The following is an 11,770-nucleotide window of genomic DNA, read 5'->3' on the forward strand; positions in this document are numbered from 1 at the left end:
TGGTTGTGCGGGCCGCCACCGCAACCCGCGACGGAAACTCCAGCAGGACGGAAACCACCACGCACCAGGGCCTAGTACTCCAGCAGGACTTCGACGTTTTGCCTGTTCAGAGGGCTGCGCGGTGGAGTGTAGTGGGCTGGTCGATCAGGGGCGGTCTTCATGGGACCGCCCCTCGATCGTGTGCAGTCGGCGTTGGTAGTGGCAGCGGCGGGCAATGGCCTGGCGTTCGCGTCGCCAGGTGGACCAGTTCAAGGCGTGAGCGCGGGGCGAGCCACCGTGTTCCGCATCCTCGACGGAGACGTCGAGCTGTCCGTTCACCCCCGCAAGGCCACCGGTCCGATCTCCCGCTTCCGCCCCCTGCCCGAGCAGCGAGCCGACGGGCACTGAGCTCGGTCAGGCGCATCGAAGCTCGACCGCGGCCCGGCCGTGAAGAGTAAGCAAGTCCTACGGCTCAGAATTCCCTGGGACCGTCAACGATGTCCTGGCGCCAATCTGTCCAAGATTACCTGGGACCTCACACACCGGGGATATCCCACTGTCCCTGGACAGGGGTGCGCGCTTCCAGCTCCGGCACTCAGGAGATCCTCGCCCAGGGCAGGTCTACCGCCCAGACTGCCCGGGTCCGGGAGATGTCCTACGTTCCCGTGCGGGCGCTGAACACCACGTCATGGCCCGGAAAGCGATAGAAGATATTTACAAGCTTTCATCAGATCTGTCGTCAGGCAGTTGCCCGCGCGCAGCGCTCCGGCGTGGCGTGCAGAAAACCATCTGCAATGGACGAGGATCCGTATCGATCGTGCCATGGTCGCGAATGAGTTCCTGCCGCTGCACGGAGCCTTGTCCCCGAGCTCTTCGCCGAGGCCTCCGTGACTGCCCACGCGGACTGGGGATGTTCGGGGCTGCTCGGCCTTCAGGTCAACACGTCAAAAAGGTAGATGCGCACGATAAAGCACATTTCACTGCTAGCTTTTAGCGCCACCGTGCGGGCGGCGTAGGAGGTAGGTCCTGGTGGGCGCACCATGAGTGAGACTCCGGGTGCAGAGGACAAGGAGCCTGAGCAGGCTTCCCCTCGTGAGCCGTCGCTGGTGGATGCGATTGCCCCGCTGGTCCTGCTCGCCGTACTGATCGCCGGTTCGCTGGCGCTGTTCGGACTGGATGCCCTGGACGGTCCGGTCCAGGTCGCCCTGGTGCTGTGTGTCATGGCGGCGGCGTTGATCGCCATGAAGAACCGGCACGACTGGCATGGGGTTGAGCGCGCCGCGCAGGGGGCGTTGACCTCGATCACCGGTGCGTTGTTCATCCTGCTCGCTGTCGGTGCGCTGATCGGGGTGTGGAACCTATCGGGGACCATTCCCACCCTGGTGTACTACGGCATCCAGATCCTGTCGCCGAGCTGGTACTACGCTGCCACCGCGCTGATCTGCGGAGTGATCGCGCTCAGTATCGGCAGTTCGTGGACCACGGCCGGGACCGTCGGCGTCGGCCTGGTCGGCGTCGCGACGATGCTCGGCGTCTCGCCCGCGATCACTGCGGGCGCGGTCATCTCCGGCGCCTACCTGGGGGACAAGCTCTCGCCGCTGTCCGAGACCACGGTACTGACCGCGCAGTTGGTCGGGGTCGACCTCTATCGCCATGTCAAACGCCAGGCGTGGACATCGATTCCGGCGTTCGTCGCCGCCTTCGTCGCTTTCCTCGTGCTCGGCCTGATGCGGGGGCCTGAGGTGCACAACCCGGTGGGCAAGGATATTGAGCTCAGCGGTCTCGGGCACATCTACCACATCACACCGCTGAATCTGCTGCCGCTGTTGCTGCTGGGCTTCTTGTCGATCCGTAAGGCGCCGGCCCCTCTGGCGCTGACAGCCTCCACGCTGTTCGCCGGGATTCTGGGAGCCTTTCTCCAGCCCTCAGTCATGAAGGACTTCGTCGGGGGCTCGTCGCACAACCCGTTCCTGGGCTCGATCAAGGGCATCTGGCGGGCCATGGCCAACGGCTTCTCCATCCACTCGGGGATCGGGGACATCGACCGGCTGCTGTCCCGCGGCGGCATGGACAGCATGCTGCCCACCATCTGGCTGATCATCGGGGCTGTCACGTTCGGCGCCCTGCTGGAGGAGTTCGGCCTGATCAAACGGCTGGTGCACCCGCTGATCCGCGCGGCCAAGAGCCGGGGACGGCTGTACCTGACCGTGTTCGCCTGTGCCTTCGGACTCAATGTCGTGGCCGGTGACCAGTACATCGCCCTCGTACTGCCGGCCCGTGTCTTCCGCCTCGAGTTCGCCCGGCGCGGACTCGCGCCCACCAACCTGTCCCGCCTGGCCGCTGACAGCGGCACGGTCACCTCCGCCCTGGTGCCCTGGAACTCCTGCGGGGCGTTCATGGGCGCCGTCCTCGGCGTGGCCACCCTGTCCTACGCGCCCTTCGCCATCTTCAACTGGGCGAGCCCTGCCCTCAGCGTGCTCTACGGAATCACGGGCTTCCGCATTGAAAAGACCACCGCGCCCGACCCGGGCCGGAGCAGTACTGAGGAAGGATGACGTGAGCACAACTGACGCGGCCCCCGCCGCAGCCGAAGGAGCGCAACCCGCGGCGAAGTTGACGATGACAACGATGACCGCGATGGTCGTCGGCTCGATGGTGGGCGCCGGGGTCTTCTCGCTGCCCAGTCGTTTCGCCCAGGAGACCGGGGTGGCCGGGGCGCTGGTCGCCTGGGCGATCGCCGGCACCGGGATGCTGATGCTCGCCTTCGTCTTCCAGACCTTGGCGGTCCGCAGGCCCGCTCTGGACTCCGGGGTGTACGCGTACGCCAAGGCCGGATTCGGCGAGTATCTCGGCTTCTTCGCCGCCGTCGGCTACTGGGCCAGCGCCTGTGTGGGCAATGTGACCTACTGGGTGCTGATCATGTCGACCATCGGCGCGATCTGGCCCGCGCTGGGGGAGGGCAACACCCTGTTGGCGACGGCGCTGTCGACCGTGGGGCTGTGGGCCTTCTTCCTGCTGATCCGGCGGGGCGTCAAGGAGGCCGCGGCGATCAACCGGATCGTCACCGTAGCAAAGGTGGTGCCGATCCTGGTCTTCGTCGTCCTGGCGCTGTCCTACCTCAAGCCGCACGTCTTCGCGGAGAACTTCGCCGGGGCCGACTACGCCGGCTCACTCTTCCACCAGGTGCGGGGCACGATGCTGGTCACGGTCTTCACCTTTCTCGGCGTGGAGGGGGCCAGTGTCTACTCCCGACACGCCAAACGGCGTGAGGACGTCGGCAGGGCGACCGTGCTGGGCTTCCTCAGTGTCTTCGCCGTCTTCGCCTCGGTGACCATCGTTTCCTACGGCCTGCTGCCGATGGCTCAGATCTCCGAGCTGCGGCAGCCGTCCATGGCCGGGGTTCTGGAGAGCGCCGTGGGCACCTGGGGCAAGGTCTTCGTCAGTGTCGGGCTGATCGTCTCCGTGCTGGGCGCCTATCTGGCCTGGACGCTGATGGCGGCCGAGGTGCTCTTCGTGGCGGCCAAGGACGACGACATGCCGCGTTTTCTGCGCCGCGCCACGAAGGCGGACGTCCCGGTGCCGGCGCTGTTGATGACGACGCTGCTGTCCCAGCTGGTGCTGATCGTCACCCTCTTCTCCGACGACGCCTTCAACTTTGCCCTTGAGCTGACCAGCGCGCTCACCCTGATCCCGTTCTTGCTCGCGGCGGCCTACGCGGTCCGCATCGCCTGGGCCCCGGGCTCCGAGGCGGTGCGCGGCGGTATCCGGGTGCGGGAGCTGGCCGTCGCGGCGCTGGCCACTCTCTACACCGCGTTCCTGATCTACTCGGCGGGTCTGAAGTACGTCCTCGTGTCCTTCATCATCTACGCCCCGGCCACCGTCCTGTTCGTGATGGCCCGTCGGGAGCAGGGGCGTCGCTTGTTCTCCGGACGCGAGCTGGTGATCCTCGCGGTCGCGGTAGCTGGCGCGGTCATGGGTGTCATCGCCCTGTCGCTGGGCTGGATCAGCATCTGACCGGCCCTGAGCACGCCACCTGTCGTCACCCAGCCCTTCTAGACCATCAACATGGAAAGGGAAGCACCATGACAAACCCGAGCGTTCCGACCTCTCCGAGCCACGGTGTGCACTCGGAGGTGGGCCGGCTCCGCAAGGTGCTGGTCTGCCGTCCCGGGCTGGCCCACCGCAGGCTCACCCCGAGCAACGCCGACGACCTGCTCTTCGACGATGTGCTGTGGGTGGAGAACGCCCAGCGCGACCACGCCGATTTCGTCAACAAGCTGCGTACCCGCGGCGTCGAAGTGGTCGAGCTGCATGACCTGCTCGCCGAGGCCATGGCGAACGGCGAAGCCAGGGACTGGCTGCTCGACCGCAAGATCGTGCCGAACGAGGTCGGCCTCGGCCTGGTCGATCCCACCCGCACCTTCCTGGAGTCGCTCGAACCCTCCGCGCTGGCCGAGTTTCTGATCGGCGGACTGGCTACCGCCGACCTGCCCGAAGAGCTGCGGCCCGGCTATGTCGCGCTGGCCCGGGAGTCCACCGGGGTGCGCGAATACCTCATGCCTCCGCTGCCCAACACCCTGTACACCCGGGACACCACCTGCTGGCTGTACGGCGGTCTCACCCTCAACCCGCTGTACTGGCCCGCGCGGCACGACGAGACCCTGCTGATGAAGGCGATCTACACCTTCCACCCGGACTTCGCCGGCTCCACGGTGTGGTGGGGGGACCCGGAGCAGGACTGGGGGCAGGCCACCTTCGAAGGCGGCGACATCATGCCGGTAGGAGAGGGAGTGGTTCTGATGGGCATGAGCGAACGCACCTCCCGGCAGGCCATCACCCAGGTCGCCGCCGCGCTCTTCGCCCAAGGGGCGGCCGAGCACGTGGTGGTCGCCGGCATGCCCAAACTTCGCGCCGCGATGCATCTGGACACCGTCTTCACCTTCGCGGACCGCGACATCGTCACCCTCTACCCGACCATCATGAACTCGGTGCACACCTTCTCCCTGCGCCCCAGCGACAAGGCGCCCGGGGTCGAGGTCACCGACGAGGGCTCGCGCGCCTTCACCGACGTGGTGGCCGAGGCTCTGGGCCTGCCCGGACTGCGTGTGATCGAGACCGGCGGGGATGTCTACGCTTCCGAGCGCCAGCAGTGGGACAGCGGCAACAACGCGGTCGCCCTGGAGCCGGGGGTGGTCTTCACCTATGACCGCAACACCCAGACCAACACGCTACTGCGCAAGGCCGGCGTCGAGGTGATCACCATCGTCGGCGCGGAGCTGGGTCGCGGACGGGGCGGGGGCCACTGCATGACCTGCCCCATCGTCCGCGACCCCGTCGCCTTCTGACCCCCGCGGACCCACACCGCGCCGCCGACCACGCTGCCCGGCCCCGCTCAGCTCTTCCGCTCACCCAGGACACAGAATTCGTTGCCCTCCGGGTCGAGGAGGGTCACCCAGTGCTGCTCGTCCTGCACGGTGTCGGCGGGCCGGGCACCGAGGGAGAGCAACCGGGCGACCTCGGCCTCCTGATCGTCGGGGCGGAAGTCGGGGTGGAGCCGGTTCTTCGACGTCTTGCCCTCGGGGACAGGCACGAAGAGCAGCCCCGGCATCTGGTCCGGCTCAGGCCGGATCTCGATGATCTCCTCGGATTCGTCCACCACGACCCAGCCCAGAGCCTCGGCCCACCAGCGCCCGAGGGCGATGGGGTCGGAGGAGTCGACGATGATCTGTTCCCATTCGAGTGCCATGGGCGTGATCATAAACAGGGTCGGCTGGCTGCCAGGGCTGGGGGTGACTGCCGTCGACCGCCGGTCCGGCCCGGTGCGTGGCTGCGCGGGCAGGCGAAGGTCCGCACCGAAGGGGAGCTGACCGAGCAACAGACTGCGCTCCTGGACGCAGTTCACGCTGCTGAGGCCGCCGCCGGCCGACAGCGCCGTCGGGGGGCGGGATCTGCCGTCACGGCGAGGTGGGGCGCACTGTGGCGTCAGGACGTGATGTCCACCAGGACCTTGCCTACTGTGCCGCTCTCCACTGCGCGGTGCGCGTCGGCGGTGCGGTGGAGCGGAAAGCGGGTCAGTGGCAGGCCGTGTTCCTCACCGACCGGCAGGGCGCCGTCGCGGACTGCGGCGGCGACGTCCTCGGCGGCTGCGGCGCGCGCCTGCGGACCGGCCGTGTAGAGCACCAGGAACTGGAGGCGCGTGTTGAGCACCATGTTGTGCCGCACGTCCAGTTCGACCGGCTTGCCGCCGTCGTTGGCGTAGGTAGCGATCGTGCCGCGCGCTCGCAGCACGGCCAGGTCCAGTGCGATGTTCGCGCCGAGCGCCACTTCGGCGACGATGTCGACGCCGTCCGGGACGATCCTGCGGATCTCGGCGGCCGGATCCCCCTTTCGATAGTTGACCACGTGGTGGGCGCCGGCGGCGGTGGCCAGTCGGGCCTTCTCCGGTCCGCTGACCGTGCTGATCACGGTCGCGCCGGCCCAGCGGGCGAGCTGGATCACGGCGTGCCCGACCGCGCCGGCCCCGCCCGCGGCGAGCACGACCGCGCCGTCCAGCGCCCCCGGCCGCAGGCGGCGCGGGCCGTCCTCGGCGACGGTGAGCGCGCGGTGCGCGGTCAGCGCGGGGACCCCGAGTGCGGCGCCGACGTCGAAGCCTGCCTCGTCGGGCAGCGGCACGGCCCGCTCGGCCGGTACGACGGTGAACTCGGCGGCGGTGCCGGTGGGCCGCCCGGCGGCAGCCATGAACAGCCAGACCCGCTGGCCGACCCGGCTCCGGTCGACTCCCGCGCCGACGGCGTCGATCACGCCGGCGCCGTCCAGGTGCGGGGTGACCTCGGTGAACTGCTTGGTATGGGCAGAGCCGGAGCGGGCCTGCCAGTCGGTCGGGTTGATCCCGGACACGGCTACCCGGACGCGAACCTCGCCGGGGCCGGGCACGGGCAGGTCGCGGTCGACGAGCCGAAGAACGTCGGGGCCGCCGTTGTCGCGGTAGACGATGGCTTTCATGATTCCGTCCTGGTCGGGGGGCTGGTCAGCCGATGGGGACTTCGGCGGAGCGGGACTCAATGGCGTCGAGGGCGGCCAGGGTGGCGGCGTCGAGAGTGATCCCGCCGGCGGCCGTGTTGGCCTCCAGGTGGGCGGGGTCGGCGGTACCGGGGATGAGCAGCACGTTGGGGGCGCGATGCAGTAGCCAGGCGAGGCCGACCTGGGAGGGTGTGACGCCCAGGGATTCGGCCACGGCGTGCACCGCCGGCTCGTCGGTCGCCTTGGGCAGGCCCGGGAAGGATCCGCCGAGGGGGAAGAACGGCACCCAGGCGATGCCCTCGGCCGCGCACAGCCGCAGCATGTCCTCGTCGTCGCGCGAGACGAGGCTGTACGCGTTCTGCACGCAGGCGATGCCCGCCGGCAGGGCGCGGCGAAGGCCGTCGAGGGTGACGCCGCTCAGACCGATCGCGCCGATCTTGCCCTCGTCGCGCAGGGCGGTCATCACTTCGAGCTGGTCGTCGAGGTCGACCACCTGGTCGCCGTCGGGGCGCAGGCCGGGGCCGGAGTCGAGCCGGCGGAGGTTGACCACCGCGAGCCGGTCGACGCCGAGGCTGCGCAGGTTGTCCTCGACGCTGGCGCGAAGCTGTTCGGGGCGCTGCGCGAGGCGCAGTGGCAGAGGCCCGCCCGGGTCGGGGTCGGCCCCCACCTTCGTGACGACCAGGACGCCGTCCTCGGGGCGCAGCGCCTCGCGGATGACCTGGTTCGCGAACCCGAAGCCGTAGAACTGGGCGGTGTCCACGTGGTCGACGCCCAGCTCGACCGCGCGGCGCAGCAGGGCGACGGCCTCGCCGCGGCTGTGGTGCAGGCGTTCGAGTTGCAGGGCGCCGTAGCCGATCCGGAAAACGGTGCGGCCGGCGAACGGAGTGGTCAGGGTGGTCATGGCGCGGTCTCCTCGGCCGGTGACTGCAGGGCGGTATGCAGCAGTTGGGCCAGGTAGAGGCTCTGCACCCGGTGGGCGATCGGGGTGGCGCGCTCCTGAGCCTCGGCCGACTCGAGGTGTTCGACCTTGACCAGCCAGGCGGTGACGCTGTCGTGCACCATCGCGCGCATCCGGTCGATCGTGTCGACGACGATGCCGTGGATGGCCGGGTTGTTGGTCGCCTCGCCCCAGGTCTGCACGCCGACCCGGGCTTCGACCGGGTCGATGCCGGCGATCAGGCGGGCGAGCAGTTCGTCGGGGTCGGGCGGGGTCTCGCTCTCGGCGTACTCGCCGAGGGCCTCCGCGCGCTTGGCGAGCACCGCGTGAGCGGAGGCTTGAACCAGCTCGGCCTTGTTGCGGTAGTGGGCGTAGATCGAGCCCGTCGACAGGCCGGACTCGGCCGTGATGTCGGCGATCGAGGTCCGCTCCAGGCCGTTGCGGCTGAAGCAGCGTACGGCGGCCTCGGTGATCTGGGCGCGCCGGAGTTCCTTGCGTGCGTCGGTGAGTCGGGGCACCACACCTCCTGCAAAAAGAATCGCGGTTCTGCTTGTGGGCTCACCATACAGAACCACTATTCTTTTTTCCGCGCGGCAGATGTGGCGGAGATCACGTTGAGGAGACCTGTGGCCCGGCCCAGGCGTCTAGGACGTGAGATCAGTCAGAGCAGCGCTGCACGAACTGGACGAGGAACGCCTCGTCCAGCTGGGAAGGTCACCCGTTCTACCGGAGCCTCAACGAGCCCTCGCGCACGGCGGCCCTGCGGCTGGGCTTCACCTTCGAGGGGATCTTCCGCCACGCCGTGATCTACAAGGGCCGCAGCCGCGACACCGCCTGGTTCTCCGTCGTCGACACCGAGTGGCTGCAGGTCGGCGCCGCGCTGCGGCAGTGACTCTCGCCCGACAACTTCGACACCGACCGCCGCCAGAAGCGCTCCCTGTCCAAGGTCCGCGCCTCCGCCGGCGAACCGGGACGCTGACGGACCGACGGATTCCGACCTCGGCGTGCCCGACGACGGTGCGGCGGCCCGGGTAACGGTCACCTAAAGAACGGAGAGACACCGCCGAAACACCGTGACTGGTCAGCTGGGTACCGCAGACGGCCACAAGGGGCGTCTACGGAAGGACGGACATCATGAACCTCAGCTGGAACCTTCGCCGCAAGACCACCCTCGTCCTGAGCGGCGGCGCGCTCACCGCGCTCGCGGTGTGCGGAGTCGCCGCCGCCCAGAGCCCGGACGGCGGCAGCCAGCCGTCCGGTGGGGCGGGCCAGTACTCGACCGTGGACAAGGACGGCCGCACCACCTTCAGCGACACCGACCCCTCCGAGGGCAAGGACCGCGCCCCCGCGCAGCCCTCCGCCGAGGCGGGCCAGTACGCTACCGTGAGCAAGGACGGCCGCCTGACCTTCAGCGACACCGACCCCTCGGCGGGCAAGGACCGCGTCCCCGCCCAGCCGGCGCAGAAGTAGGGGAACTCCGGCTCCTGCGGTCGTCGGAGTCCGGATCCACGGCCACAGGCCCGTTGACGACGCACTGATGTCCGGGGCGGCGCCCCCTCCCGGACGGGACGGTGGCGCCGCCCCACGACACACCGCGGTGAGGGCTGACCGAGAGCCACGACACCACGGCACGCCGCCGACTCGGGCCGCTCGCGCGCCCGGACCGCCGAATCGGGCGCTTCAGTCGGCACGGGACCCGGTCGACGCTCCCGAGTCGGCGGTCCGGGCGGGCCGTGTGGGCGCAGGGATCTGTCCCGGCCCGGAAGCGGGCCGGTGACGGGCCCGGCGAGAAACGGACGGCGAGAGACGGACGGAGGGTCGCGAAATGCGGGTACTGGTGGCCGAGGACGAGCCGGTCCTGGCGAGGATGCTGGGCAGGGGCCTGCGTCGCGAGGGCATGGCGGTGGACGTGGTGCTCGACGGGAATGCGGCGCGCGACCTGACGGAGCTGACCGACTACGACGTCCTCGTCCTGGACCGTGACCTTCCGGGCGTGCACGGTGACACACTGTGCCGCTCGCTGGCCGCCTCCGGCGCACGCACCAGGATCCTGATGCTCACGGCCGCCGGAACGCTGCAGGACCGGGTCCGCGGTCTGGGCCTGGGGGCGGACGACTACCTGTGCAAGCCGTTCGAGTTCCCCGAACTCGTCGCCCGCGTCCAGGCCCTGGCCCGCCGGGCCTCCCCCGCCACGCCGCCACGTCTGAAGCGCGCCGGCATCACCCTGGACACCGCCCGCCACCGCGCCGAACGCGACGGGCGCACCCTGTCCCTCACGGCGAAGGAGTTCGGGGTGCTGCGCGTACTGATGGAGGCCGACGGCGGCGTGGTCAGCGCGGAGGAGCTGCTGGAACGGGTCTGGGACGCGCACGCGGATCCGTTCACCGGCGCCATCCGCGTCACCATGAGCAAACTCCGGAGCAAACTCGGCGCCCCCGACCCGATCCGCACTCTCCCCGGCACGGGCTACGCACTGTGCTGAGGCACCGCACCGTCCGCACCCGCATCGCCGTCGTCTTCGGGACCGTCTTCCTCGGCCTCGGCGCCCTCCTGCTGACCGCCGTCTACCTGCTCACCCGGCACGGCACCGACGCACTCGCCGACCGGATCGCGCACGCAGCCGACCATCCCGCCGCCATGGCTCCGGCCCAACCCGCCACCGGCCACCCCGTACCGGGCACCACGGTGTTCAGCCCCGACGGGACCACCGCCACCACGGTCAGCCGGCAGGTCGCCGACGCCGCGGCCCAGCAGCAGCTCCTGTGGTCCCTCGCGGCCCTGACCGTGGCCGCCGCCCTGGCCGCCCTGGTCGGCTGGTGGACTTCCGTCCGCCTGCTGCGCCCGCTGCACCGGATGACCACCACCGTCCGCCGCATCAGCGCGGCCAACCTCTACCAGCGCCTGGAGACCACCACCCCCCACGACGAGATCACCGCCCTCGCCGACACCTTCAACGCCCTGCTGGACCGGCTGCAGACCTCCTTTGACGCCCAGAGCCGCTTCATCGCCAACGCCTCCCACGAACTGCGCACCCCGCTCGCGGTCCAGCGCAGCCTGATCCAGGTCGCACTCCACGACCCCGAACCCGGCGAGCTCGACCGGATCCGCGACGACCTGCTCGACGCCAACCGCCGCAGCGAGAGACTCATCGACGCCCTGCTCCTGCTCGCCCAGGGCCAACACGGCCCGGAGACCCGCGAAAGCGTCGACTGGACCGCACTCGTCACCCGCGAGACCGACGCCGCCGCCGACGCCGCGCGCACCGCACAGGTCACCGTCCACCTCACCCAGCGACCCGCCACCACCCACGGCGACCCGGTCCTGCTCGCCCACCTGGCCCGCAACCTGATCAGCAACGCCGTCACCCACAACCACCCCGGTGGCACCGTCCACATCCACGTCGACGAGGAAGGGCTCCGGATCCACAACACCGGACCGCGACTGGACGACGCGACCGTCGCCGAGCTCCTCGAACCCTTCCGCCGCGGCCCCCGCCCCCGGCTGAGCACTCCGGCCGGCGGATCCGGCCTGGGCCTGTCCATCGTCCGGGCCATCGCCACCGCCCACCACGCCACCTTCACCGTGCGGGCCGACCCCGACGGCGGCCTCACCGCCCACATCCGGCTGCCCTGTCGGGACGACGCTGCCACTGTCGTCGCCGCCGTCGCATAGCCGATCAGATGCGCGGGTCCTGCGGGACCCCGAAGCCCGAACCCCTGCCGCCCAACCCCCGCACCCGTGCACGCCGCCGACCCGGTCCCGCGCGAGCCGGGCGGGCCGTGGCGGCGCTGGCGCGCCTTCCGGCAGAGCGCTGCCAGCGGTCTGCCAGCGCTC

General features: G+C 69.9%; 11 protein-coding genes. 7 read left to right on the top strand and 4 right to left on the bottom strand.

Going from position 1 to position 11,770, the window contains the following annotated elements:
- Nucleotides 1-255 precede the first annotated feature (255 nt).
- The 4 genes from J0670_RS39915 to J0670_RS15740 all read left to right on the top strand — a co-directional run bounded on the left by J0670_RS39915 (nt 256) and on the right by J0670_RS15740 (nt 5,324).
- Nucleotides 256-387, top strand: a complete 132-nt coding sequence (locus J0670_RS39915) for a hypothetical protein (protein ID WP_279383017.1) — start codon at nt 256-258, stop codon at nt 385-387.
- Between the two features lie 632 nt (nt 388-1,019).
- Nucleotides 1,020-2,534: a Na+/H+ antiporter NhaC gene (nhaC, locus tag J0670_RS15730; RefSeq protein WP_207812192.1), complete on the top strand. Its 1,515-nt coding sequence runs from the start codon at nt 1,020-1,022 to the stop codon at nt 2,532-2,534.
- Nucleotides 2,535-2,592: 58 nt separating this feature from the next.
- Nucleotides 2,593-3,993: a basic amino acid/polyamine antiporter gene (locus tag J0670_RS15735; RefSeq protein ID WP_279383018.1), complete on the top strand. Its 1,401-nt coding sequence runs from the start codon at nt 2,593-2,595 to the stop codon at nt 3,991-3,993.
- 68 nt (nt 3,994-4,061) lie between these two features.
- A complete protein-coding gene (locus J0670_RS15740; RefSeq protein WP_207812194.1) occupies nt 4,062-5,324 on the top strand; it encodes an arginine deiminase in 1,263 nt (420 codons plus the stop codon).
- A 47-nt stretch (nt 5,325-5,371) separates the two neighbouring features.
- Here the strand turns inward: J0670_RS15740 and J0670_RS15745 are convergent, their stop codons facing one another.
- The 4 genes from J0670_RS15745 to J0670_RS15760 all read right to left on the bottom strand — a co-directional run bounded on the left by J0670_RS15745 (nt 5,372) and on the right by J0670_RS15760 (nt 8,454).
- Nucleotides 5,372-5,725, bottom strand: coding sequence for a VOC family protein (locus J0670_RS15745; RefSeq protein WP_207812195.1), 354 nt, complete (start codon nt 5,723-5,725; stop codon nt 5,372-5,374).
- Between the two features lie 236 nt (nt 5,726-5,961).
- Entirely contained in the window at nt 5,962-6,981 is a 1,020-nt protein-coding gene (locus tag J0670_RS15750) for an NADPH:quinone reductase (protein ID WP_207812196.1), read from the bottom strand.
- A gap of 25 nt (nt 6,982-7,006) precedes the next feature.
- A complete protein-coding gene (locus J0670_RS15755; protein ID WP_207812197.1) occupies nt 7,007-7,900 on the bottom strand; it encodes an aldo/keto reductase in 894 nt (297 codons plus the stop codon).
- Complete coding sequence (locus J0670_RS15760) at nt 7,897-8,454, bottom strand: TetR/AcrR family transcriptional regulator (RefSeq protein WP_207812198.1); 558 nt, start codon at nt 8,452-8,454, stop codon at nt 7,897-7,899. Before J0670_RS15760 ends, J0670_RS15755 begins: the two co-directional genes overlap by 4 nt.
- 616 nt (nt 8,455-9,070) lie before the next feature.
- Between J0670_RS15760 and J0670_RS15765 the strand changes: the two genes are divergently transcribed.
- From J0670_RS15765 to J0670_RS15775, 3 genes are all read left to right on the top strand, one after another.
- Entirely contained in the window at nt 9,071-9,406 is a 336-nt protein-coding gene (locus tag J0670_RS15765) for a DUF4124 domain-containing protein (RefSeq protein WP_207812199.1), read from the top strand.
- 355 nt (nt 9,407-9,761) lie between these two features.
- Complete coding sequence (locus tag J0670_RS15770; protein WP_207812200.1) at nt 9,762-10,418, top strand: response regulator transcription factor; 657 nt, start codon at nt 9,762-9,764, stop codon at nt 10,416-10,418.
- On the top strand, nt 10,412-11,608 hold the full coding sequence (locus J0670_RS15775) for a HAMP domain-containing sensor histidine kinase (RefSeq protein ID WP_207812201.1): 1,197 nt from the start codon (nt 10,412-10,414) through the stop codon (nt 11,606-11,608). Before J0670_RS15770 ends, J0670_RS15775 begins: the two co-directional genes overlap by 7 nt.
- Nucleotides 11,609-11,770 lie beyond the last annotated feature (162 nt).

The organism is Streptomyces sp. FH025, from assembly GCF_017427025.1.
Classification (GTDB): Bacteria; Actinomycetota; Actinomycetes; order Streptomycetales; family Streptomycetaceae; genus Kitasatospora.